The following is a 22284-nucleotide window of genomic DNA, read 5'->3' as shown; positions in this document are numbered from 1 at the left end:
GTTTTATTTATCAGCGCACATCGTCGACCATCGCCGCCAAGACGCTAAGCACATCCTTGCCCAGTTGCATCGAGCGTGCGCCATTCCAGCCGGTGTGTGGATTGGGGCGGTCGTCGTGGTCCTTGAACGGCATCTCGATGGTAAAGGCCAGGCAATCGAACTCCATGCCCACTGCGTTGCACGCAAGAGTGGTGTTGGCCTGACCCGGCTCGTCACGCGGGTAGCCATAGCGGGTCTGGAACTCGGCGCCGTTATCAATCAGCAACTGACGGAACTGATGTTCCAGGCGCTCCAGGCGCGGGCTGTAGCCCGGATTGCCTTCGCAGCCAGCACTAAACACATGAGGAATTTCCTCATCGCCATGGATATCCAGAAACAGATCGACGCCCACCGCGCGCATCTGCTGCTGGACGAAATACACCTCAGGGCTGTCCGCCTCACTGGCCGACTGCCAGGCGCGGTTAAGGTCACGCCCAGCGACGTTGGTGCGCAGATGGCCACGGAAGGCACCATCCGGATTCATGTTCGGCACCAGGTACAGATCAGCTTTCTCCAGCAGGGCATGCAGCTCGGCATCATCACGCCGCTGTAGGCGCTCCAGCAGCCCCTGGATAAACCACTCGGCCATATGCTCGCCGGGATGCTGCTGGGCGATCAGCCAGACCTTGCGCTGCGCCTGCGGGTTACGGCTGATGCGCAGCAGCTCGATCGGCCGCCCCTCGATGCTCTTACCCGTGGCAAACAGCTCGGCCCCAGCCAGGCGCTGCGCATCCTCGATCAATAGGCTATGGCGCTCGCGGCTGTAGGGTTCGAAATAGGCGAACCAGATCTGCCCATGCTGTGGCTCGATAGCGAAACTCAGCGCGCCTTCTGCGAAGCGGCTGGGCACGCGAAACCAGTCGCGCTGATCGTAAGAGGCCACGGCGTGGTAACCGCTCCAGGCATTTTTATAAGATGACTGCCCGGCATTACCCAGGCTGAAGCCATAGTGCTGGCCAGGCTGCAAACCCTCGACCTTGAAGTGGAACCACTGGAAATGCCCACTGTTGAGGTCCGGCCGAATCGCCAGCAGCACCTGCTGGGGGTTGCTGGCGTCGATGACCTCGATATTGCCGCTGTCGAAGTTGGCACTGATCTGCATAAATACCTCGAAAACCTGGATGCGCGCAGAGGCGCGAAGATGACCCAGAATCGCAGCTCTGGCGCGCGGGCGAAACGCTGCAGGCGACAAACTGATATGGATTCTGCGACCTGTGAGGGACGCTCAATGCAGCCGACAGCTTGACCGCCGCGCAACTTAGATGCACGTCCGCAGTCTGGTATTTACCCGCTACGGTTCGACATAACGCTCAACGCCACATTAAGGGAATAACGATCCGCATGAACATTGCACCATTACGCCATCACCCATTGTTGTTACTGCTCGGTGCAGCTCTGCTGCTGAGCGGTTGCGCCAGCCAGCCGGAGCAGCATCAAACCGAACAGCCCGCCCAGACTGCCACTGCTCCGGGCGAAAACAGCGTTGCCGAAGCCAACCTACGCAGCCAGGCCAACCGCGGCGATCTCGACAGCCAGTTTCAGCTCGGCAGCCTGTACTTTGTCGGCAAGCCGAACAAGAACCTCAAACAAGCCGAATATTGGTGGAAGCTGGCCGCCGACAAGGGCCACGCCATGGCCGCCGTCAGCCTGGCCTACCTGTATACCGGCCGCGACAATCCAGATTTCAACAACCCACAGCAGATGCTTAAGTACCTCAACCAGTCCGCAGCCAGCGGCAATTCGATGGCTCAGCACATCCTTGGCAACCTCTACTTGCGCGGCGCACAGGGCGTAGCGTTGGATGTCAATCAGGCTAGACGCCTGTTTACCAGCGCCTGCCAGCAGAACTACAGCGCCAGCTGTACAGCGCTGCAGAAGATGCCCTGAACCCTGGGCTCAGGCCTCGATGGACTTCGCTGCAGCTTGGTCATCCGGCTCAGCCTGTGGCTGCTCGGGTTGTTGCGGCTCAGCCTCGTCAGCAGGTTTGCCCAGCCACTCATTGGTTGACTGCTGCACCTCGTCCACCTGCTTATTGAACTCTTTCACGGTTTCATCGACCGCCTCGCGAGCAACGTCCACAACTGCCTGCTCGGCCTTTTCGGCAAGTTTTTGCGCCGATTGCTCAGCGGCCTCGCAACCGGCCAGGCCGATCAGCACCAGACCCAGCACACCCATTTGCATCGACTTACGCATAACGTTCTCCATAGCAGCCATTAGCGACCTGTGCGGCCGCGACCCAGTAGCCACCGCCTTGATTGATCAAACTGGTTGCTCAATCACTGAGAGGAACCCACCGGTGCGGGCGCAAATGTAGGGAGGCACACGGATTTACTCAATTGCATAGAGTTTGCAAGGTGTTACCAAGCAGTCAGGCGCAGCATTGGAAGAGAAATACGCCCTGAGCAAAACCTGCCACGCACACCACTAGCCAACAGACACTAGGCAAACACGCTTACCCAAGGTTAATAATGCCTAGCACTGTGCAGTGCTTATTAGCTACGCCCAGGTAATTCAGCGCCAGCAAGCGGTCATCGCAATTAAAGGATTTAGTCGTGTTGTTACGCCATGCACTGTTCACACTGACGGCCTTGATTGCTGCCAGTAATTCGGCGGCCGAGAACCTGCACTTTGTTACCGAGGAATTCCCACCCTTCAGTTATTCGCGCGGGGCCATTGCCAGCGGCGCCCTGCCGGAAATAGTCGAAGCCACCTGCGCAATCTTAAAGTGGCAGTGCCAAATTGAGGTATTGCCCTGGCGCCGCGCCCTGCAGCAAGCCGAAGACGGCGAAGTGGAGGGTATTTTCACCGTGATTCAATCTCCCGCACGGCGTCAGGCATTCCTGATAACCCCAATGCTGGTGACCTCTGGCTACGACTTCTACACCCTGCGCTCGAATAACTTCCACTACAGCCAGCCAGACGATTTGCGCGGCCGCCAGGTCGGCGTGTACGGCCCCTCAGGTACCTCATTCACACTGCAGGAAAGCCTGAAACACACCCCGAATGTCGAGGTTAAACTGGTGACCAATAACCATCGCCTGCTATTGATGCTCAATGCCGGGCGTTTTGGTGAGCAGGGCGTGGTGGTGCTTAACCGTGATGTAGCCCGCCACTTGATCGAGCATGAATATCTCTACGCACTGCGCAACGCCGGGCATTTGGCGTCAATCTCTTACGGCATTGGTTTTTCCCGTAAGAAAGTCACTCCAGCGCAGTTTCAGGCATTCAATCGCGGGCTGAGCACCCTGCGTAATAACGGCCAGCTTGCAACCATCGTGCAACGCTACGGTCTACAACCCGCCAATTAAGCAGGCTGGACATTTAACATGGCTTCGCCATAATTGCCGGGCGCAGCCTAATTAGCCCTTTAACCAACCTGACAACTGGTTCAGGCAACCCATAATTAAAGGGCAACCCCGCGCGGCAATAGTCGTTAACACTATTCGCCATGCTTAATAAATGCGTGAGCTAAAACTGTTTGGCCGTCTCAGGTGCCCAGGCCCTATGCCTGGCATCCAGCCAATATTCTGTTCAAGACCATGGGTAACTACGTGACGAAAGACGAACTGCGCGCCGAACTCGAGCGCCAGGCGCAGCGTTACAAGGATGTATACGGCGGGGAAGTCATTACCTACGCCGCTCAACCGGACCCCGAGCGCAAGCCGTGGCGCAAGAAGGCTAACCTTCTCGACCAAGCGTTTGAAAAAGAGCTGGTAAAAATCGAAAAAGAGTTGCAAACCAAGGCCGATGAGGCGTCTGGCTGACGCCCCGTCGTCCTGATGTCAGGGCACGTGGCCATCCCTGAACGAGATGGCCACGGACTCAGCGCCCCTTGCCGCCCATCAGCGAGCCCAACAGACCGCGCACCAGTTGCCGACCAATCTGATTGGCCGCCTGGCGCATGGCCGTTTTCATCACCTGACTGGCCAGACCACCGAGCAGCTCCCCTGCAGCACCAGCAATCCCGCCGCCAGCCTCGGCTTTCTTGCTCGCCGCGCTCGGCTTGCTTGGCTCTACCTGTTGCGCGGCCTGCTCGGCGCGAGCGCTCAGCAATTCATACGCGGATTCACGGTCAATGGGCTTGTCATAGCGACCACGCAACGGCGACTGCTGAATCAAGGCCGCCCGCTCGGCCTCACTCAGCGGGCCGATACGCGATTGCGGCGGCGCAACCGCCACGCGCTGCACCATGGCCGGGGTGCCTTTGGCTTCCAATGTGCCGACCAAGGCTTCTCCGATACCCAGCTCGGTGAGCACCGTCAGCGTGTCGATGGCCGGATTGGCTCGAAAGCCATCGGCCACCGCGCGCAGCGATTTCTGCTCTTTGGCGGTAAAGGCACGCAAGCCGTGCTGAATTCGCAGGCCAAGCTGCGCCAGCACATCATCCGGCAAGTCGCCTGGCGATTGGGTGACGAAATATACCCCCACGCCTTTCGAGCGAATCAGCCGCACCACCTGCTCCAGGCGCTCTTGCAAGGCCTTGGGTGTATCAGCAAACAACAGGTGCGCTTCGTCGAAGAACAGCGCCAACAGCGGTTTGTCGGCGTCGCCGCGCTCCGGCAGCTGCTCGAACAGCTCGGCCAATAGCCAGAGCAGGAAGGTCGCGTAGACCTTCGGCGCCTCATGCACCAGACGGCTGGCGTCGAGCAGATGAATGCGCCCGCGACCATCGCGCTGCGGCTGCAGAATGTCTTCCAGTTGCAGCGCCGGCTCGCCAAACAGCGCCTCGGCGCCCTGCTGCTCCAGACCAGCCAGTTTGCGCAATAAGGCTTGTGATGAAGTGGCGGTAAACAGCGCGCTGTCCTCGCCCAGCACCTCCGGGTGACTTTTCAGGTGCGCCAACAACGCCTTGAGGTCTTTCAGATCAAGCAGCAGCAAACCTTCGCGGTCCGCCACCTTGAACGCGGCATAGAGTGCCGCCTGCTGGCTATCAGTCAGCTCCAGCAATGCGCCGAGCAGCAAAGGCCCCATTTCGCTGAGGGTGGTGCGCAGTGGATGGCCGCTCTGACCATGCACATCCCACAGGGTTACCGGGTAGGCCATCGGCTGGTGATTGAGCCAGGGCATGCTGGCAATCCGTTCGGCCACTTTGCCTTGCGGCGAGCCGGCAGCACCCAAACCACAGAGATCGCCCTTCACGTCGGCGGCAAACACCGCCACGCCGGCATCACTGAAGGTTTCGATCAAGCGCTGCAGGGTCACCGTTTTGCCCGTGCCCGTAGCGCCGGCAATTAGCCCGTGACGATTGGCCAGACGCAACGCCTGCCCCGCCGGCAACCCCTCAAAATCGGCCCCCACAACAAATTGATCGGTTTGCGCCATCTTGTTATCTCCGTGGTTAAAGCTTTACTGCTACTAGGCCGACACAGTCAGCATCGTCGCATCCTCGGCGTTGCCATTGCCTTACATCAGATTAAGACTGATGCCAGAACTTACCGGACGCAAGAAGCCATGACCAACAACCTGAAGTTCAGCCACAAGATTCTGCTCGCCGCCTCGCTGGTGGTGATCGCCGCATTCTCGCTGTTCACCCTGTACAACGATTACCTGCAACGCAACGCCATCCGCGAGAATCTGGAAAGCTACCTGCATGAAATGGGCAATGTAACTGCCAGCAATATTGCCAACTGGTTGTCGGGGCGCATTTTGCTGGTGGAAAACGTTGCCCAGTCGGTCGCACGCGACGCTTCCGGCGAAGCCCTGAGCGGCCTGCTGGAGCAGAAAGTCCTGGCGTCTACTTTTGCCTTTACCTACCTGGGCAGCGCCGACGGCAGCTTCACCATGCGCCCGGACGAAGACATGCCCGATGGTTACGATCCGCGCCAGCGCCCCTGGTACAAGGATGCCATAAGCGCTGGCGGCAGTACCCTGACCGAGCCCTACGTCGACGCCGCCACCAGTGCACTGATCATTACCATCGCCACGCCCGCCAAAGCGGCCGGGGTCGTCGGTGGCGACCTGAGCCTCAACACCCTGGTCGAGATCATCAACTCGCTGGACTTTGCCGGAATGGGCTTTGCCTTTCTAATCAGTGCCGACGGCAAGATCCTGGTACACCCGGACAAATCCCTGGTGATGAAAAACCTCAGCGAGGTCTACCCGCAGAACACCCCACGAATCAGCGGCGAGTTCAGCGAAACGGAGCTCAATGGCGAAACCCGCATTCTCACCTTTGCCCCAGTCAAGGGCCTGCCCTCGGTGAACTGGCATGTCGGTCTGTCCATCGACAAGGCCAAGGCCTATTCGATGCTCAGCGAATTCCGCGCCTCGGCGATCATCGCCACCATCATCGCGGTGGTGCTGATCATGTTGCTGCTGAGCATGCTGATCAGCGTGCTGATGCAGCCGCTGAATATCATGGGTAAAGCCATGGAGGACATTGCCCAGGGCGAAGGCGACCTGACCAAGCGCCTGAGCATTCAGTCCAACGACGAGTTCGGCCGCCTGGCCAGTGCGTTCAACCAGTTCGTCGAGCGTATCCACAGCTCGATCCGCGAAGTGTCGTCAGCCACCCGCCAGGTCAATGAAGTGGCGAAGCTAGTGGTCGGTGCCTCCAATTCCTCGATGATCAACTCCGACGAACAGGCCAGCCGCACCAACAGCGTGGCTGCGGCGATCAATGAACTGGGCGCCGCAGCCCAGGAAATCGCGCGCAACGCTGCCGATGCGTCGACCCAGGCCTCCGATGCACGCCATCTGGCTGAAGACGGCCGTCAGGTCGTAGAAAAGACCATCCAGGCGATGAACGAGCTATCAGCCAAGATCAGCACGTCCTGCAGCAATATTGAAACCCTCAACAGCAAGACGGTGAACATCGGCCAGATTCTTGAGGTGATCAAAAGCATCTCCCAGCAAACCAACTTGCTCGCGCTCAACGCCGCCATCGAAGCGGCGCGCGCCGGTGAAGCCGGTCGCGGCTTCGCCGTAGTCGCCGATGAAGTACGCAACCTGGCCCACCGCACCCAGGAGTCGGCGCAAGAGATCGAGAAGATGATCGAAGAGCTGCAAGTCGGCTCGCGCGAGTCGGTCACCACCATGACCGAAAGCCAGCGCTACAGCGAAGAGAGCGTGGAGATTGCCAACCAGGCCGGCGCCCGCCTGAGCAGCGTCACCGAGCGCATCGGCGAGATTGATGGCATGAACCAGTCGGTGGCCACCGCCACCGAGGAGCAGACCTCGGTCATCGAGTCGCTCAACGTCGACATCACCGAAATCAACACCCTTAACCAGGAAGGCGTGGAAAACCTCAATGCCACCCTGCGCGCCTGCGGCGATCTGGAGCAACAGGCCAGTCGGCTCAAGCAGTTGGTCGACAGCTTCCGCATTTAAGCTGTTTGCCGCGATCGGCTGCGGGTCGGCCCTGTGGCATTAAAAACAGGCGGTAGCAAAAACAAACGGGGCGCTCAGTGAGTGCCCCGTTTTTATTTCTGCTTGTCGTTGTTCGCTGGCAACTGCACGTCTTGCTGCAACTGCCGCCATAGCTCGGCGGCATCGGCAAATTCGCTACCGTTCTCGGGGCTCAAAGCCTGCGGGTCATAGCGCTGTGTACAACCCTCGCCAAGCACCGGTGGCGCGCTGGATGTGCCACGCGCAAGCGGATCCGTCATAACACCTCCAGTGCACTGCGCCGAACCTCAGTTAACCGCCACATGACCTTCATCATGCTGGGCGAACTCCTTGACTGCACGCAGCACATCGCTGCGGCTGACCTGACCGATCAGACGACCGTCTTCGACCACCGGCAAACGCCGACGCCGGCCACGCAGAAAACGCTCGGAGATTTCGATAATGTCCGCCTCGGGCGAAATCACCTCCACCTCGGTGGTCATATAAGCGCTGACATCGCCGCCCGCCGACTCGTAATAAGCCCCGGAAAGGATACCGCGCAAGCAATCACCTTCCGACAACAAGCCCACCAAATGCCCTTGACCATCGACCACCGGCGCACCGGAAATACGGTGCTCGAGCAAACGATTGATGGCGGTGAATAGGTTCATTTCAGGACGGAAAGTCACCAGATTGCGGGTCATGTAATCACGTACTTTGATTGACTTAAGCATCAGTAAATTCCTCTGTCTGTACTGAACCGAACCGCCGCATGCCCCTCTCAGTCGAACACCACTGTCTTGTTGTCGTGCACCAGCACTCGGTCCTCTAAGTGATAGCGTAGACCACGCGACAGCACCATCTTCTCTACATCCTTACCCAGGCGCACCATCTCTTCGATGCTGTCGCGGTGGCTGACGCGCACCACGTCCTGCTCGATGATCGGCCCGGCGTCCAGCTCCTCGGTCACGTAGTGCGAAGTCGCACCAATCAGCTTGACCCCACGTAGCGATGCCTGGTGATAGGGCTTGGCCCCGACAAACGATGGCAGAAAGCTGTGATGGATATTAATCACCCGCTGGGAAAACTCGGCGCAGAGTGGCGCAGGCAGAATTTGCATATAACGCGCCAACACAATCACATCAGCGGCATGGGCTTTCACCAGGCGCGCCACTTCATCAAAGGCCGGCTGTTTATCCTGCGCATTGACCGCTACATGGAAGTACGGAATGGCGTGCCACTCGACCATGCTGCGCAGGTCGTCGTGGTTGGAGATCACGCAGGGAATATCGCAATCCAGTTCATCGCTGTGCCAGCGGTGCAGCAAATCGGCCAGGCAGTGCGATTCGCGACTGGCCATCAATACCACGCGCTTCTTCACCGCCGAATCGGTCACCCGCCACTCCATGGAGAACTCACGGGCAATCGGCGCAAAGGCCTGGCGGAAACCCTCCAGATCAAAGGGCAGCGAGTCGGCGCGAATCTCGTGGCGCATAAAAAACCAACCACTCTGGTTATCCGAGTGATGGCTGGCCTCGGTAATCCAACCGTTATAGGTGGCCAGAAAATTACTGACCTTGGCCACGATCCCGACCCGATCCGGACAGGCAATGACCAATCGAAAAGTACGCATCAACGGCTCCAGCGCTCAAATAAAGTCGGCCATTCTAGTCACAGCCGGAAAAAACTGCAGTACTCAAGCAGCGGGCGCCAGCGCAAGAGCGAACAGTTACTGCAACGCAAACAGCGCAAACAGCGCGGCCATAACTGGCGAATAACTGGACAGACACAATAGGCAAGGCATTCCACAAGTTACCGAGCAATCTAATTTATAAAAATAGTGATAAAGCGGTTTACTTGTGAAAAGTGCCTGACTACTATTGTTCTCAGTTAATCGCCAACTGCAAATACAGGTATCTGCACATGTCACTGATCAACGAATACCGCGCCACCGAAGAAGCCATCAAAGAGCTGCAAGATCGCCTGAAGAATCTGTCACAAGACGACAAACTGAAAAAAGAACTGGAATTTGAAGGCAAACTGCGCGCGCTGATGGGTGAATACCAGAAGTCGCTGCGTGACATCATTGCCATGCTCGATCCAGATACCAAAGGCAGCAAAATCACCCGCGCCAGCAAAACCACTGGCACCAAGCGCGCACGCAAAGTTAAGCAGTACAAAAACCCGAACACCGGCGAAGTGATTGAGACCAAAGGCGGCAACCACAAGACGCTAAAAGAGTGGAAAGCCAAGTGGGGCAGTGACGTCGTTGAAGGCTGGGCAACCCTGCTGGGCTAAGCCTGCCGCTCAAGCGATACACGCCTCAAGCAAAACGCCAGCAATGCTGGCGTTTTTTATGGCTATGTACCTGTTATGTGTTGAATCGTCTCGAACAGTTTTACAGTGCATGAAGCGCGGTAATACGTAGGGTGGGTTAGGCGCGAGCCGGGAACAAGCAAACACCATCGACTCTCAACGTGCCGTAACCCACCATGGTGGTCTACCGGGAAACCGCAATGGTGGGTTACGCGGCGCCCGAATGGCGTGGTGCCCCCATAACCACCCCTCCTGCGCCGCTAACCCACCCTACAAAATCGGCCTGTAACACATAATGGGTACATAGCCTTTTTTATGGCTCTGCCCCAATCGCGTGCTGCATGCAAGTGCTAGGTTGGCGCTGAGCGCAGCGAAGCCCAACAGCCAGTTGCAGTAGTGCAAGCAGTATTTACCCTTGGGCGTTACAGGCTATAACGCTGGCGCAACTGCTCTGCATAATCACGCCACTCCAGCAAAATAGCCTGCTGCTCCGCGCTACTATCTGCAAGTACTGCGGCAAGTGCCAGACTGAACTGTTCGAGCGTATTCGGCGCACCGTATTCGGGCTGACTCAACCGCTGTTGGCAGAATGCTCGCCAGCGCTGCTGCTCGTCCGCATTCAGGCTCGCAGCAAAGTTGCGCGCCCGGTAACGAAACAACAGCTCCGGCAAACGCCCATCATCAAAAGGCCAGACCGCTTCGGCCAAACGCTGCGGCTCGGCACGCCGAACCTGCTCGCACAGTCGGCGATCACGATCACCAATAAAGCCATCGTATAGCTGCTGCTCAGGGTCTTGATTGGCAGCGAACGGCTCCTCGGCATACACCTGCGCCAGTTTGCCTTGCCATAGCCCAGGATTAGCGCACAGTTGTTCGGCCTGCGCCTGATAGGCCGGCACATCGAGCTGCAGTCGCTGAATATCCTCTGCACGCAATACATTCATCGGTGCAACAACCGGGCAACGATTGATATGCAGCAACTTCAGCGGCACCGGCAATTCAGCCTCGGCCAGTTGATCGCGACGGGTGTACAGGCGCGTACGCAATGTTTCAGCGGATTCATTGAACAACGGCGCTATATCGGCCTGCAAATCACAGACGATCAGCGCATTGCGATTACGCGGGTGCCAAGCCAGCGGCAAGACCACCGCCAGATAATGCCGCGCCCCGGCGTAACGCCCGGAGATATGCACCAAGGGTTGTAACAGGCGTATCTGATCCTGCACCCGCTGTTTGCTGCGCAGTTGATACAGATAGTCGTAGAGTTTGCGCTGTTTGCTGCGCAGCAAGCGCGCCAAGGCGATGGTGGCCCGCACATCGGACAACGCATCGTGGGCCTGACCATGTTCGATGCCGTTGGCCGCAGTCAGGCGCTCCAGCTTGAGCGTCACCCGACCCTCTTCTTCCGGCCAGACAATGCCTTCCGGGCGCAATGCATAGGCGGTACGCACCAGGTCGATCAGGTCCCAGCGGCTATTGCCGCCCTGCCATTCACGGGCGTAGGGATCGAAGAAGTTGCGATAGAGGCTGTAGCGCGTCACTTCATCATCAAACCGCAGGCTGTTGTAGCCCACCCCGCAGGTGCCTGGCTGCGACAGCTCGGCATGCACCCGCGTCATAAACTCGGCCTCATCCAGGCCATGTTGCGCCAGTTTACTCGGGGTAATCCCGGTCACCAGGCAGGCCGCCGGATGCGGCAGGATGTCGTCGCTGGGCTGGCAGTAGATATTCAGCGGCTCGCCGATTTCATTGAGATTTTCATCGGTGCGAATCCCGGCGACCTGCAGCGGCCGGTCGCGCCGCGGGTCAATTCCGGTGGTTTCGTAGTCGTACCAAAATAGGCTGGAAGTCACAGTCGCGTCCTGATGCTGAGGCGCAGGCAGTCTAGCACCGCCTGCCTGGCCCTCGCGGCCAAAGACCCGCGGCATATGCGCAACTAAACCGCAGATTGCATGCAGACAGGTTGCTTAGCCTACGGCGGCTGGCTAGCATCGGGCTTTCCTCGATGCAGTCTGCCGATGTCGCCCACGCCAATCTCCGATTCTGCTGCCGCTCGCCCGCTGCTGGATACCCGCTACAGGGTGGAAACGCCGGAAGGCATCGACCTGATCCTGCGCCCGGCGGGTGTGGTGCCGCGCGCGCTGGCGTTCGCTATCGACCTGCTGATTCGCGGCCTGCTACTGGCGGCGCTGTTTGCCGTACTGGCGCTGCTCGGCCAGTTCGGTATGGGCCTGGGCACTATCCTGTTGTTTCTGGTGACCTGGTGGTACATGGTGCTGTTTGAAGTACTCAATCAGGGCCGCTCACCCGGCAAGCAGATGATGGGCCTGCGGGTGATTCATGACGATGGCACGCCGATTGGCTGGGCCGCCTCGCTCACGCGCAACCTGCTGCGCTTCGTTGACATCCTGCCGTTTGGCTACACCCTGGGGATTCTCAGCTGCCTTAATCACCCGGCGTTCAAGCGCCTGGGCGATATTGCCGCAGGCACCCTGGTGGTCTACCGCGATACCGCCCTGGTAGCCCCTGAACTGCCGCCCGCCGAAGCCCTGCGTGCCCCCTTCAGCATGAGTTTGAGTGAACAACGCGCCCTGCTCAGCTTTGCCGAACGTGCGCAGAACCTGTCCAGCGCACGGCGCCAGGAGCTGGCGAGTATTCTTGCCGAACCCTTGCAGGTGCCCGCCGAGCAGGCCGAACAGCAGATCCACGGCATCGCCCGCGGTTTGGTGGGGGCGACATGAAACAGAGCCTGTTTGAACACCAGCACCAGGCCGCCTGGCAAGCCTTTAACACGCAGCTCGAAGCCCTTGAGCGTGGCAAGGCCGATAGCCAGCAGTGCAAGGCCTTTGCCGCCGACTACCGCAGCCTGTGCCAGCACCTGGCCCTGGCGCAGAGCCGGGGCTACAGCAGCCACCTGATCGAGCAGTTGCAGCAACTGGCCATGCGCGGCCATCAGCAGTTCTATCGTCATCGCAGCCCGCTGGGCGGCCAATTGCTCGGCTTTATCCTGGCCGGTTTTCCGCGCTTGGTGCGTGCCGAATGGCGTTTTGTCGTCGCCGCCAGCCTGTTGTTCTTTGGCAGCCTGCTGCTGATGGGCACGCTGGTGTATCACTTCCCCGATCTGGTCTACGGCGTGATGGCCCCCGACCAGGTCGCCGAGATGGAAAAGATGTACGACCCCGATGCCAGGCGCATCGGCCGCTTCAGCGAACGCGACTCCGGCGATGACTGGATGATGTTCGGCTACTACATCATGAACAACATAGGCATCGCCTTTCAGACCTTTGCCAGCGGCCTGCTGTTTGGCCTGGGCAGCCTGTTCTTCCTGCTGTTCAACGGTTTAATGATCGGCGCAGTAGCCGGCCATCTAACGCAAATCGGCTACGGCGAGACCTTCTGGTCCTTCGTCATCGGCCACGGCGCATTCGAGCTGACCGCGATTGCCCTGGCCGGCGCGGCGGGCCTGAAGCTCGGCTGGGCGCTGCTGGTGCCCGGCCGTCTGCCACGCGGCGAAGCCTTGCGCATTGCCGCTGGCAGCAGCGTGCGGCTGGTCGGCGGGGTGATCGTGTTTCTGCTGTTGGCGGCCTTTATCGAGGCCTACTGGTCATCCATGGACCTGGCCAGCCCCGCGCTCAAATACACCGTCGGCGGCGCACTCTGGCTGTTGGTGCTGAGCTACCTGCTGCTGGCTGGCCGAGGTGTGCATGCGCCTGACTGACGCCAGCGTCGCCATCCGCCCGCGCAGCGCCTGGGAAGCCGTCGACCTCGGCGTGTTATTGGCCAAGCAGCATGCTGGCCTATTAATGCTCAGTTGGGCATTGGTAACCGTGCCGATCTTCGCCCTGCTATGCCTGCTGCTGTGGGATTACCCAAGTATCGCCCTGCTGATTTTCTGGTGGCTGAAACCGGCCTACGAGCGCCTGCCGCTGTATATCCTCTCGCATGCTTTATTCGGCGCCACGCCGAGCCTCAAGCAGGCGCTAAAAGCCCTGCCCGGCCTGCTCAAGCCGCAACTACTGGCCAGCCTGACCTGGCGCCGCCTGAGCCCCACACGCAGCTTCGGCCTGCCTGTGCTGCAGCTCGAAGGCCTGTCCGGCAAGGCCCGCAGCCAGCGCCTGATCGTCCTCGGCCAGCGCGATGCCGGCGGTGCCAGTTGGCTCACCATCGTCGGCGTACACCTGGAAATGGCGCTGTGGTTCGGCATCATCAGCTTCGTCTATATGCTGCTGCCGGCGCAGATGGAGCTGGACTGGACCTGGGACAGCCTGATCAATGCCGCGTCCGGCGAATGGCTATGGCTGGAGCACCTGTCCAACCTGATCTATGTCCTGCTGCTGATTCTCTGGGAGCCAATCTATGTGGCTTGCGGCTTCACCCTCTACCTGAACCGCCGCACCGCCCTGGAAGCCTGGGACATTGAACTGGTGTTCCGCCGCTTGCGCCAGCGCCTGACCGGCGTGGCCTATGCCCTGCTACTGGGCTGCGGCCTGCTGTTAATGCAAGTACCAAACAGCGCCATGGCCGCCGCCAGCAGTTGTCCACTGCCGATTGCAGACCCCATGGGACCAGAGGCCGAGCGCCTGCTCAAACAGCCGCTGACCAGCCTGGACGCGCAGCAGAGCATTGGCCAACTGCTCGACCAGCCGCCTTTCGAACACCGCGAAACAGTCACCCGCTGGCGCCTCGGCGAAGAACCCAAGGAGCCCAGCGAAGAAGACGCCAAAGCCCTGCTCGAGCTGCTGGAAAAGTTCTTCAAACTCACCGAGCTGTGGAAAAGCATCGACGCCGTGGCGCTGTTCTTCGAGGTGCTGCTGTGGGCGGCGCTGTTCAGCCTGATCGCCTGGCTGCTGTGGCGTTACCGCGACTGGCTGAGCACCTTTGCCGGGCGCCTGCGTTTGCCGCAAGCGCGCACCTATCAGCCGCCAGAACAGCTGTTCGGCCTGGAAGTGGCGCCGCAAAGCCTGCCAGCGGATATCCCCGGCGAAGTTGAACGGCTCTGGGATGAACAGCCACGCGCGGCCCTTGGCTTGCTTTACCGCGCCCTGCTCAGCCGTATGCTGCATGAACAGCGCCTGCCGCTGAAAAGCGCGCACACCGAAGCCGAAGTGCTGCAACTGGTGCAGGCGCTGCAGCAGAAAGACCTCAGCCACTTCAGCCAGGCCCTGACCCGCCACTGGCAGAACCTCGCCTACGGCCATCGCCTACCGCCCGCTGCGCTTAAGCAGGGCCTGTGCACGGCCTGGCGGCGCCTGTTCGAACAAGGGACGCAGGCATGAACCGGCGCATCCAGCTCCTTCTCGGCGCAGGCCTGTTACTGGTGCTCGGTCTGCTCGGCATCTACCTGCTGGACAAGCTCACGCCCTATCAGGAAACCCTCGAGCACGGCCCCGCCCCCGAAGCGCGGGCCAACCCTTACCTCGCCGCCGAGCACTTTCTGCGCAAACAAGGCCTGCAAGTACAACGCGCCGATGGCCTGGAGGTCATGCAAGACCTGCCTAGCGCCGGCCAGACCCTGCTGCTGCTCGGCGATCGCAACCGCATGACGCCCAAACAGGCCGAGCGCCTGCTGGCCTGGACCGCCAAAGGCGGCCACCTGCTGTTTGTCGCCGAACGGCTGTGGGATGAAGAAGAAGGCAAAAGCGGCGACCTGCTGCTCGACAGCCTGGGCATCCAGCAATACGAAAGCGAAGAACTCGACGAGGACGCCAGCGCAGCAGCGGAAGAAGACGCCTCTGCAGAAGACATGGCCGACGCTGGGCAACAAACCGAACCGCAGGCTGCGGCAGATGCAACCACGGGTTCAGACAATGCCTACCCGGAGCTGACCCAGCTGTATCTGGAAAACGAAGAGGCGCCGGCCTACTTCAGCTTCGACACCGACTTTCACCTTTACGATGCCGAAAACCGCGCCCACGCCTGGGCCAACAGCGACGCCGCCACCCATCTGTTACAGCTCTACCATGGCGACGGCCTGATCAGCGTGGTCAGCGACAGCTGGATCTGGCAGAACCAGGGCATCGGCGAATACGACAACGCCTGGCTGCTCTGGTACATGACCCAGGACAGCCAGGTCACCCTGCTCTACCGCGCCGACCGCGATGACCTGTTCAGCCTGCTGCTTGAGCACTTCCCCCAGGCGCTGGTCGCCCTGGCGCTGTTGCTGGCATTCGGCCTGTGGCACCTGGGCATGCGCCAGGGCCCGCTGCTGTTGCCCGCCAGCCGCAATCGCCGCCAGTTGCAGGAGCACCTGCGCGGCAGCGCCGATTTTCTGTTGCGCCACAACGGCCAGCACAGCCTGTTACAAGGCCTGCAACAGGATATTCAGCGCCGCGCCCGCCATCGTCACCCCGGTTTCGAACGCCTCGCCGTGGCCGAGCAGTGGCAGGTGCTTAGTCGCCTGACCCGCCAGCCGTCCAGCGTTATCAGCCAAGCCATGCGGCCGCTGCCCAAGCAGCGTCTGGCCGCCGCCGACTTCACCCGCCAGGTCGCCAACCTGCAAACCCTCAGGAATGCCCTATGAGCGAACACATACCCGCACAACCGGAAAGCGAAGTTGAACCCGCTGCCGTAACCCCTGAGCCCGTCATCGCGGCACCGGCTGCTGCACCAGCACCAGTTGCCCCGCCAGCTGCGGCGGCCAATCTGAGTGTGCAGCGCCAACGCGCCAGCCAGTTGGCTCAGGCGCTACGCGCGGAGTTGCAGAAAGCCCTGATCGGCCAGACGACGGTGATCGACGACGTGCTCAGCGCCCTGATCGCCGGCGGCCATGTGCTGGTCGAAGGCGTTCCCGGCCTCGGTAAGACCCTGCTGGTGCGTGCCCTGGCGCGCTGCTTCGGCGGTGAGTTCTCACGCATCCAGTTCACCCCGGACCTGATGCCCAGCGACGTCACCGGCCACGCCGTGTACGACCTGCAGAGCGAGCAGTTCAAGCTGCGCAAGGGCCCGGTGTTCACCAACCTGTTGCTGGCGGACGAAATCAACCGCGCGCCGGCCAAGACCCAGGCGGCGCTGCTGGAAGTGATGCAGGAGCGTCAAGTCACCCTGGAAGGCCGCGCCCTCAATGTGCCACTGCCGTTTATGGTGCTGGCCACGCAGAACCCGATCGAGCAGGAAGGCACCTACCCGCTGCCGGAAGCCGAGCTCGACCGCTTTATGCTCAAGCTGCGCATGGACTACCCCGAACAGAGCGAAGAGCTGAACATGGTTCGCCAGGTGGCGCGTTCGAGCAAGGCCGACATGCTCGAAGTCACGCCGCTGCGCACCCTGCTGCAAGCCCGCGATGTGCTGGCGCTGCAGAAGATCGCCAGCGACCTGCCAATCGATGAGCAGGTGCTCGACTACGCCGTGCGTATTGCCCGCGCCACCCGCACCTGGCCGGGCCTGGCCATCGGCGCCGGGCCGCGTGCCTCGATTGCCCTGGTACGTTGCGGCCGGGCCCGCGCCCTGCTGCGCGGCGGTGATTTCGTTCTGCCGGATGACATCAAGGGCTGCGCCCTGGCCGTACTGCGCCACCGCGTTCGCCTGTCGCCAGAGCTGGATATCGAAGGCCTGTCGGTCGATCAGGTGCTGCAACAACTGCTCGATCAGGTTCCGGCACCGCGCCTATGAAGCACGTATTGCAAGGCGCAACGGCATGAAACCCTCACGCGCGCTGCTGGCGCTGCTCGCCGCTTTGTTCGTCCTCGGCATTGCGCTGGGCGTCTGCAGCGCCCTGGCCATCGCCGTGCCGCGTAGCTTCACGCCGATTTACTGGGGCCTGCTGCTGGTTCTGCTCGGCTTGGCCCTGGTCGACGCTCTGCTGCTGCGCCAGGCGCCCTCGCCGCGCATCGAACGCCAGCTGCCCGGCAACCTGCCACTGGGCCGCTGGAGCGAAGTGCGGCTGAATCTGCACCACAGCTACAACCGTGCGCTGCAGGTGGAAGTGTTCGACCATCTGCCCGGTGATATGGCCTTCGAGCACCTGCCGCTCAAAGTGGATCTGCACCCCGGCGAACAGACTCAGGTCAGTTACCGCGTGCGGCCATTGCTGCGCGGGCACTTCCACTTTCCCCAGTGCGAAGTCAGCCTGCCCAGCCCCATGGGTCTGTGGCGCGCTCAGCGTTACCTGCCAGTGGCCGGTGAAACCCGTGTCTACCCGGACTTTGCCCGCCTGTATGGCGCGCAGTTGATGGCGGTGGATGACTGGCTCAGCCAGCTTGGCGTGCGCCAGCAACAACGCCGCGGCCTCGGTCAGGAGTTCCACCAGCTGCGCGAATTCCGCGACGGCGACACCCTGCGGCAGATCGACTGGAAGGCCACCGCACGCAAACGCACACCGATTGCCCGCGAGTATCAGGACGAGCGCGACCAACAGATCATCTTCCTGCTCGACTGTGGCCGGCGCATGCGCAGCCAGGACGGCGAGCTGTCGCACTTCGATCACGCCCTTAACGCCTGCCTGCTGCTCAGCTACGTGGCGCTGCGCCAGGGTGATGCGGTGGGCCTGTCGACCTTTGCCGGCGAGCAGAACCGCTTCCTCGCCCCAGTCAAAGGCCAGGCGCAACTGAATGTGCTGCTCAATGCCCTGTACGACCTGCGCAGCACCCAGCAACCCGCCGACTTCACCGCCGCCGTGGAAAACCTGCTTAGCCGTCAGCGCCGCCGCGCCTTGGTGGTGCTGGTGACCAACCTGCGTGATGAGGATGATCAGGCGCTGCTCGGCGCGGTTAAACGCATGAGCCGCCAGCACCGCGTGCTGGTCGCCAGCCTGCGCGAAGAAGTGCTGGACACCCTGCGCCACACCCCGGTGCAGGACCTCTCCAGCGCCCTGGATTACTGCGGCACCCTGGACTACCTGAATGCCCGCGCCGGCCTGCACGAACGCCTGTTTGCCAACAAGGTGCCGGTGCTGGATGCGCGGCCAAGCGAGCTGGGGCCGCAGTTGGTGAGCAGTTATCTGGCCTGGAAAAAGGCCGGCGTACTTTAAGAATCCGGCCAGGATCTCGCGAGCTAGAGCGAGATCCGAAACTGTTTCGCGTGCACTAACCCTATAGCCAGGTGACGTGCTGCTCCAGCGGAAAGCGCAGGCGCGGGTTGTACACGCCCTTCTCGTCCTGCTTGCCCACCGCCAGCAGCATGATCGGCAAGGCCTGGCGCGGGATGTTCAGGGTCTTGCGCAAACGCACCTCATCAAAGCCTTCCATCGGGCAGGTGGCATAGCCATGGCTCTGCAAGGCCAGCATCAGGTTCTGCGCTGCCAATGCCGTAGATTTCACCGCCCAGATACGCATCTGCGCGCGGCTGTTAGGCGCGCGCATCAGCGGCTTGCGCCAGGCCGCCACGCGCAGCAGCTGACGTTTGAACAGCCCTAGCAGGCCGAATGGCCCCTGGTTGTACTGAAAGGGTGCAGTCTTGTTGTAGAAACTGCGAATCCGCGCCGGTACTTGCGGCTCCGGCCAGTAGTCGATGATGTTCTGGCAGGCCTGTTTCCAGGTATCCGGGCGTGCCAGCACGGCAATGATCAGCGGCGCCTTGGCGGCGTTCTGGCTCATGCACACCGGGTGCAAACGCGCCAACAACGCCGGATCGCGAATCACCTGAAAACTCCAGGGCTGCAGGTTGCAGGAGTTGGGCGCGAGCACCGCCAGCTCCAGGCAATCACGCACCACCGCATCGGGAACCGGCTCGGCGGTAAAGCGGCGCACCGCGCGGCGGCCCTCGATCAGCTCACGCAGTGCGGCAGGGCTGGCGGGGGAAATGGCAGTGTCAGCGGGAAACAGGCTCATCGGGGCATCCTCGGCAGGTTGCCCGATTAAGCCGCGATGCCCAGCCACGAACAAGCCGTGTACCGGCTTAGTCCGCAGCCTTGGCGCAAATGGCCTTAACCCAAGGCCTTTTCGATCGCCTGGATCAGGCTCGGATCATCCGGCGCAGTGCGTGGGGAGAAACGCGCCAGCACGCGGCCGTCGTGGCCAACCAGGAATTTCTCGAAATTCCAGGTGATATCACCCGGAAATTCGGCACCCTCGCCCGCCAGCAGACGGTACAGCGGATGGCGTTCCGGCCCATTCACCTCAAGCTTGCTGCCCAGCGGAAAGGTCACGCCGTAGTTGAGGCTACAGAACTCACGAATCGCTTCCTCGCTATCCGGCTCCTGCCCGGCAAACTGGTTGCACGGCAAGCCCAGCACGCTGAAGCCCTGATTCTTGTACTGCTGATAGAGCTTTTCCAGGCCGGCGTACTGCGGCGTCAGGCCGCACTTGGAGGCCACATTGACCACCAACACCACCTGCCCCTTGAAGGGTGCCAGCGGCAGCTCTTGGCCATCCAGTGCACGCAGGTTGAGGTCGTGAAAGGCACTCATGGTTAACTCCTTGAGAACACACAAATTACGTATAGCGGACAAAAATGGCCGGGAGCCATTGTTAACGTCGCACCGCGACGGCCCGCAGGGTGGCCGCCAAGGATGGCGGGCCATAAAAAAGGCACCTATTTGAAGGTGCCTTTGTTCTGTTGCAGCTTAGCAGTCGAGCCGGCGGTTGATACGACCATAAGTCGACTCGCGGCTATGACATAAGGCTAAACCTTAGTGGTGATGACCGCCTTCGCCATGGATATGCCCATGCGCGACTTCTTCTTCGCTGGCATCACGTACGCTGACAACCTTGACCTTGAAGTGCAGGCGCTGGCCTGCCAGTGGGTGGTTGCCGTCAACGATCACATCATCGCCTTCCAGTTCGCGGATGGTGACGATCTGCATGCCGCCGTCCGGGCCGGAGGCGTGGAACTGCATGCCGATTTCCAGCTCATCGACGCCTTCAAACATCGAGCGGTTGAGGGTGGCTACCAGCTCGGCGCTGTATTCGCCGTAAGCATCTTCCGGCTCAACGGCAACGTCCAGCTCGTCGCCAACCTGCTTGCCCAGCAGGGCTTTTTCCAGGCCGCCGATGATGTTGCCGGCACCGTGCAGATAAGCCAGCGGCGCGCCGCCTGCGGAACTGTCGATCACCTCACCGGCATCGTTAGTCAGGGTATAGTCGATGGAGACGGCCTTATTGGCGGCGATCAGCATGGGGCGAGACCTTTTGCTTGGAAATAAAGAGCGGGCAAGTTTACCCAAGGGCACGCGCGAAAGCGAACCGCACACAGACGGACGGCCAAGCGTGGCTTTAGTGCGCGTACTTGATTTTCGTCAGGATGAGCACGGCGATTGGCTGGCCGTCTTATCCTGCGGCCATACTCAGCACCTGCGCCACCAGCCGCCCTGGCAGAATCGCGCCTGGGTGCTGGATGCGCAGCAGCGCCAAGCGCACGTTGGCGAACCTTTCCTGTGTGGCTGGTGCGCGACTGAATATGCCGCAAGCGAGGCGCTGACAGAACGCCTGAAGCAAGGTTTGAACAAGGAGCGGTAAATGCCCGCACGCAATATTCTGGTGATCAACTGCGGCAGCTCATCGATCAAATTTGCCCTGATCAATGAAGCGCAAGATGCTTTTATCCTCAGCGGCCTGGCCGAACGCCTGGGCAGCCCGGATGCGCAAGTTCACTGGCAACAGGGCAACAGTAAGGACAGCCTGATTCTGCCCCATGCTGATCACCGCGCCGCCCTCGCCCAGCTGTTGCCGCTGGTGCAAGCCGTCGCGGGCGGCCAGTTACATGGTATCGGTCACCGCGTGGTGCATGGCGGCGAGCACTTCACGGCGGCCTGCCGCCTGGATGCCCTGAGCCTCGCGGCGATTCGTGCCACCACGCCGCTGGCTCCGCTGCACAACCCGGCCAACCTGCTGGGTATCGAGGCAGCGATCAAACTGTTCCCAACCCTAACTCAGGTCGCCGTGTTCGACACCGCCTTCCACCAGACCCTGCCCGAACACGCCTACCGCTATGCCCTGCCCGACCATCTGTATCGCGAGCATGGCGTGCGCCGCTATGGCTTCCACGGCAGCAGCCACCGCTTTGTCAGCCAGCGCGCTGCGGAAATGGCCGGCCTGCCGGTGGATGCCAGCAGCTGGCTGGTGGCGCACCTGGGCAACGGCTGTTCGACCTGCGCCATCGTCGATGGCCAGAGCCGCGACACCAGCATGGGCCTGACCCCGCTGGAAGGCGTGGTGATGGGCACCCGCAGCGGCGATGTTGACCCCAACCTGCACAGCCACCTGGCGCGCACCCTGGGCTGGAGCCTGGAACAGATCGACGCCATGCTCAACAAGGACAGCGGCCTGCTCGGCCTGTCCGGCCTGTCCAACGATATGCGCAGCCTGGAGCTGGCCCGCGCACAGGGCCATGCCGGCGCCACCCTGGCCATCGAGGTGTTCTGCTACCGCCTGGCCAAGTCCCTGGCGGCCATGAGCTGCGCCCTGCCGCAACTCGACGGGCTGATCTTCACCGGCGGTATCGGCGAGAACTCGGCGCTGATCCGCAGCAAGACCATTGCCCACCTGAAATTGCTCAACCTGGCCCTCGATGACCAAGCCAACGCCCGCACCGTACGCGGCGCGTCCGGGCCGATCCAGGCGCACGGCCACCCGCGCGTGCTGGTGGTACCGACCAATGAAGAACGCCAGATTGCCCTCGACACCCTGGCGCTACTCGAAGCCTGATCGTCACCTGACTACTACGGAGCGC

Annotated in this window: 23 protein-coding genes; 13 read left to right on the top strand and 10 right to left on the bottom strand. The window is 61.1% G+C overall.

The window, feature by feature from the left end; translation table 11 throughout:
* Positions 1 to 10: 10 nt before the first annotated feature.
* Positions 11 to 1141, bottom strand: coding sequence for a M14 family metallopeptidase (locus tag WA145_RS15945; protein WP_422582505.1), 1131 nt, complete (start codon positions 1139 to 1141; stop codon positions 11 to 13).
* A 239-nt stretch (positions 1142 to 1380) separates the two neighbouring features.
* On the opposite strand from WA145_RS15945, the gene WA145_RS15940 reads away from it, so the two are divergent.
* Complete coding sequence (locus WA145_RS15940; RefSeq protein ID WP_422582504.1) at positions 1381 to 1926, top strand: tetratricopeptide repeat protein; 546 nt, start codon at positions 1381 to 1383, stop codon at positions 1924 to 1926.
* Positions 1927 to 1935: 9 nt separating this feature from the next.
* On the opposite strand, the gene WA145_RS15935 is transcribed toward WA145_RS15940, so the two are convergent.
* Complete coding sequence (locus WA145_RS15935) at positions 1936 to 2232, bottom strand: hypothetical protein (protein WP_422582503.1); 297 nt, start codon at positions 2230 to 2232, stop codon at positions 1936 to 1938.
* A gap of 359 nt (positions 2233 to 2591) precedes the next feature.
* Between WA145_RS15935 and WA145_RS15930 the strand changes: the two genes are divergently transcribed.
* Complete coding sequence (locus WA145_RS15930) at positions 2592 to 3347, top strand: substrate-binding periplasmic protein (protein ID WP_422582502.1); 756 nt, start codon at positions 2592 to 2594, stop codon at positions 3345 to 3347.
* Between the two features lie 243 nt (positions 3348 to 3590).
* Positions 3591 to 3803, top strand: coding sequence for a hypothetical protein (locus WA145_RS15925; RefSeq protein WP_304863260.1), 213 nt, complete (start codon positions 3591 to 3593; stop codon positions 3801 to 3803).
* 58 nt (positions 3804 to 3861) lie between these two features.
* On the opposite strand, the gene WA145_RS15920 is transcribed toward WA145_RS15925, so the two are convergent.
* Positions 3862 to 5361, bottom strand: coding sequence for a helicase HerA-like domain-containing protein (locus WA145_RS15920; protein ID WP_422582501.1), 1500 nt, complete (start codon positions 5359 to 5361; stop codon positions 3862 to 3864).
* A 129-nt stretch (positions 5362 to 5490) separates the two neighbouring features.
* Here WA145_RS15920 and WA145_RS15915 point away from each other — a divergent pair, with 129 nt between their 5' ends.
* Positions 5491 to 7368 (top strand): methyl-accepting chemotaxis protein, encoded by a 1878-nt coding sequence (locus WA145_RS15915; RefSeq protein WP_422582500.1) that lies wholly within the window; start codon positions 5491 to 5493, stop codon positions 7366 to 7368.
* A gap of 92 nt (positions 7369 to 7460) precedes the next feature.
* On the opposite strand, the gene WA145_RS15910 is transcribed toward WA145_RS15915, so the two are convergent.
* The 3 genes from WA145_RS15910 to purU are packed head-to-tail and all read right to left on the bottom strand — an operon-like array spanning position 7461 to position 8998.
* Positions 7461 to 7646 carry a hypothetical protein gene (locus tag WA145_RS15910; RefSeq protein WP_422582499.1) on the bottom strand — a complete coding sequence of 62 codons (186 nt, stop codon included), beginning with the start codon at positions 7644 to 7646 and terminating at the stop codon, positions 7461 to 7463.
* A 27-nt stretch (positions 7647 to 7673) separates the two neighbouring features.
* Positions 7674 to 8099, bottom strand: a complete 426-nt coding sequence (locus tag WA145_RS15905; protein WP_422582498.1) for a CBS domain-containing protein — start codon at positions 8097 to 8099, stop codon at positions 7674 to 7676.
* A 47-nt stretch (positions 8100 to 8146) separates the two neighbouring features.
* The gene (purU, locus tag WA145_RS15900; RefSeq protein WP_422582497.1) at positions 8147 to 8998 is read right to left on the bottom strand and encodes a formyltetrahydrofolate deformylase; all 852 of its coding nucleotides are present in this window, start codon (positions 8996 to 8998) and stop codon (positions 8147 to 8149) included.
* A gap of 290 nt (positions 8999 to 9288) precedes the next feature.
* On the opposite strand from purU, the gene mvaT reads away from it, so the two are divergent.
* A complete protein-coding gene (mvaT, locus tag WA145_RS15895) occupies positions 9289 to 9663 on the top strand; it encodes a histone-like nucleoid-structuring protein MvaT (protein WP_422582496.1) in 375 nt (124 codons plus the stop codon).
* A gap of 440 nt (positions 9664 to 10103) precedes the next feature.
* On the opposite strand, the gene sbcB is transcribed toward mvaT, so the two are convergent.
* Positions 10104 to 11534 (bottom strand): exodeoxyribonuclease I, encoded by a 1431-nt coding sequence (sbcB, locus tag WA145_RS15890; RefSeq protein ID WP_422582495.1) that lies wholly within the window; start codon positions 11532 to 11534, stop codon positions 10104 to 10106.
* A gap of 165 nt (positions 11535 to 11699) precedes the next feature.
* On the opposite strand from sbcB, the gene WA145_RS15885 reads away from it, so the two are divergent.
* Genes WA145_RS15885 through WA145_RS15860 form a run of 6 tightly spaced genes read left to right on the top strand, consistent with a single transcriptional unit; the run spans position 11700 to position 18646 of the window.
* Complete coding sequence (locus WA145_RS15885) at positions 11700 to 12422, top strand: RDD family protein (protein ID WP_422582494.1); 723 nt, start codon at positions 11700 to 11702, stop codon at positions 12420 to 12422.
* The gene (locus WA145_RS15880; protein ID WP_422582493.1) at positions 12419 to 13399 is read left to right on the top strand and encodes a stage II sporulation protein M; all 981 of its coding nucleotides are present in this window, start codon (positions 12419 to 12421) and stop codon (positions 13397 to 13399) included. The genes WA145_RS15885 and WA145_RS15880 overlap by 4 nt, the downstream gene beginning before the upstream one ends.
* A complete protein-coding gene (locus WA145_RS15875) occupies positions 13386 to 14957 on the top strand; it encodes a DUF4129 domain-containing protein (protein WP_422582492.1) in 1572 nt (523 codons plus the stop codon). Before WA145_RS15880 ends, WA145_RS15875 begins: the two co-directional genes overlap by 14 nt.
* Positions 14954 to 16201 (top strand): DUF4350 domain-containing protein, encoded by a 1248-nt coding sequence (locus WA145_RS15870; protein WP_422582491.1) that lies wholly within the window; start codon positions 14954 to 14956, stop codon positions 16199 to 16201. Before WA145_RS15875 ends, WA145_RS15870 begins: the two co-directional genes overlap by 4 nt.
* Positions 16198 to 17289: an AAA family ATPase gene (locus WA145_RS15865; protein WP_422582490.1), complete on the top strand. Its 1092-nt coding sequence runs from the start codon at positions 16198 to 16200 to the stop codon at positions 17287 to 17289. The genes WA145_RS15870 and WA145_RS15865 overlap by 4 nt, the downstream gene beginning before the upstream one ends.
* Positions 17290 to 17314: 25 nt before the next feature.
* Entirely contained in the window at positions 17315 to 18646 is a 1332-nt protein-coding gene (locus WA145_RS15860) for a DUF58 domain-containing protein (RefSeq protein ID WP_422582489.1), read from the top strand.
* A 61-nt stretch (positions 18647 to 18707) separates the two neighbouring features.
* Here the strand turns inward: WA145_RS15860 and WA145_RS15855 are convergent, their stop codons facing one another.
* The 3 genes from WA145_RS15855 to WA145_RS15845 all read right to left on the bottom strand — a co-directional run bounded on the left by WA145_RS15855 (position 18708) and on the right by WA145_RS15845 (position 20731).
* A complete protein-coding gene (locus WA145_RS15855; RefSeq protein ID WP_422582488.1) occupies positions 18708 to 19445 on the bottom strand; it encodes a nitroreductase family protein in 738 nt (245 codons plus the stop codon).
* A 95-nt stretch (positions 19446 to 19540) separates the two neighbouring features.
* On the bottom strand, positions 19541 to 20023 hold the full coding sequence (locus WA145_RS15850; protein ID WP_422582487.1) for a glutathione peroxidase: 483 nt from the start codon (positions 20021 to 20023) through the stop codon (positions 19541 to 19543).
* A 222-nt stretch (positions 20024 to 20245) separates the two neighbouring features.
* A complete protein-coding gene (locus WA145_RS15845; RefSeq protein WP_304863111.1) occupies positions 20246 to 20731 on the bottom strand; it encodes an FKBP-type peptidyl-prolyl cis-trans isomerase in 486 nt (161 codons plus the stop codon).
* Between WA145_RS15845 and WA145_RS15840 the strand changes: the two genes are divergently transcribed.
* Both WA145_RS15840 and WA145_RS15835 read left to right on the top strand, forming a co-directional pair.
* The gene (locus WA145_RS15840) at positions 20700 to 21071 is read left to right on the top strand and encodes a DUF3565 domain-containing protein (RefSeq protein WP_422582486.1); all 372 of its coding nucleotides are present in this window, start codon (positions 20700 to 20702) and stop codon (positions 21069 to 21071) included. The two genes, WA145_RS15845 and WA145_RS15840, sit on opposite strands and share 32 nt — an antisense overlap.
* Positions 21072 to 22259, top strand: coding sequence for an acetate kinase (locus WA145_RS15835; RefSeq protein WP_422582485.1), 1188 nt, complete (start codon positions 21072 to 21074; stop codon positions 22257 to 22259).
* Positions 22260 to 22284: the final 25 nt, after the last annotated feature.

The organism is Pseudomonas sp. (assembly GCF_049301935.1).
In the GTDB taxonomy this organism is placed as follows: Bacteria; Pseudomonadota; Gammaproteobacteria; order Pseudomonadales; family Pseudomonadaceae; genus Aquipseudomonas.
Note: the sequence above shows the minus strand (reverse complement) of the source record. Positions and strands in the feature narration are given on the sequence as shown.

Bases quoted from the DNA above. Each gene is read 5' to 3' on its own strand.
- WA145_RS15945 (WP_422582505.1), bottom strand. From the start codon at position 1,141: ATGCAGATCAGTGCCAACTTCGACAGCGGCAATATCGAGGTCATCGAC.
- WA145_RS15940 (WP_422582504.1), top strand. From the start codon at position 1,381: ATGAACATTGCACCATTACGCCATCACCCATTGTTGTTACTGCTCGGT.
- WA145_RS15935 (WP_422582503.1), bottom strand. From the start codon at position 2,232: ATGCGTAAGTCGATGCAAATGGGTGTGCTGGGTCTGGTGCTGATCGGC.
- WA145_RS15920 (WP_422582501.1), bottom strand. From the start codon at position 5,361: ATGGCGCAAACCGATCAATTTGTTGTGGGGGCCGATTTTGAGGGGTTG.
- WA145_RS15915 (WP_422582500.1), top strand. From the start codon at position 5,491: ATGACCAACAACCTGAAGTTCAGCCACAAGATTCTGCTCGCCGCCTCG.
- WA145_RS15910 (WP_422582499.1), bottom strand. From the start codon at position 7,646: ATGACGGATCCGCTTGCGCGTGGCACATCCAGCGCGCCACCGGTGCTT.
- WA145_RS15905 (WP_422582498.1), bottom strand. From the start codon at position 8,099: ATGCTTAAGTCAATCAAAGTACGTGATTACATGACCCGCAATCTGGTG.
- purU (WP_422582497.1), bottom strand. From the start codon at position 8,998: ATGCGTACTTTTCGATTGGTCATTGCCTGTCCGGATCGGGTCGGGATC.
- mvaT (WP_422582496.1), top strand. From the start codon at position 9,289: ATGTCACTGATCAACGAATACCGCGCCACCGAAGAAGCCATCAAAGAG.
- WA145_RS15885 (WP_422582494.1), top strand. From the start codon at position 11,700: ATGTCGCCCACGCCAATCTCCGATTCTGCTGCCGCTCGCCCGCTGCTG.
- WA145_RS15880 (WP_422582493.1), top strand. From the start codon at position 12,419: ATGAAACAGAGCCTGTTTGAACACCAGCACCAGGCCGCCTGGCAAGCC.
- WA145_RS15875 (WP_422582492.1), top strand. From the start codon at position 13,386: ATGCGCCTGACTGACGCCAGCGTCGCCATCCGCCCGCGCAGCGCCTGG.
- WA145_RS15870 (WP_422582491.1), top strand. From the start codon at position 14,954: ATGAACCGGCGCATCCAGCTCCTTCTCGGCGCAGGCCTGTTACTGGTG.
- WA145_RS15865 (WP_422582490.1), top strand. From the start codon at position 16,198: ATGAGCGAACACATACCCGCACAACCGGAAAGCGAAGTTGAACCCGCT.
- WA145_RS15860 (WP_422582489.1), top strand. From the start codon at position 17,315: ATGAAACCCTCACGCGCGCTGCTGGCGCTGCTCGCCGCTTTGTTCGTC.
- WA145_RS15855 (WP_422582488.1), bottom strand. From the start codon at position 19,445: ATGAGCCTGTTTCCCGCTGACACTGCCATTTCCCCCGCCAGCCCTGCC.
- WA145_RS15850 (WP_422582487.1), bottom strand. From the start codon at position 20,023: ATGAGTGCCTTTCACGACCTCAACCTGCGTGCACTGGATGGCCAAGAG.
- WA145_RS15840 (WP_422582486.1), top strand. From the start codon at position 20,700: ATGGAGACGGCCTTATTGGCGGCGATCAGCATGGGGCGAGACCTTTTG.
- WA145_RS15845 (WP_304863111.1), bottom strand. From the start codon at position 20,731: ATGCTGATCGCCGCCAATAAGGCCGTCTCCATCGACTATACCCTGACT.
- WA145_RS15835 (WP_422582485.1), top strand. From the start codon at position 21,072: ATGCCCGCACGCAATATTCTGGTGATCAACTGCGGCAGCTCATCGATC.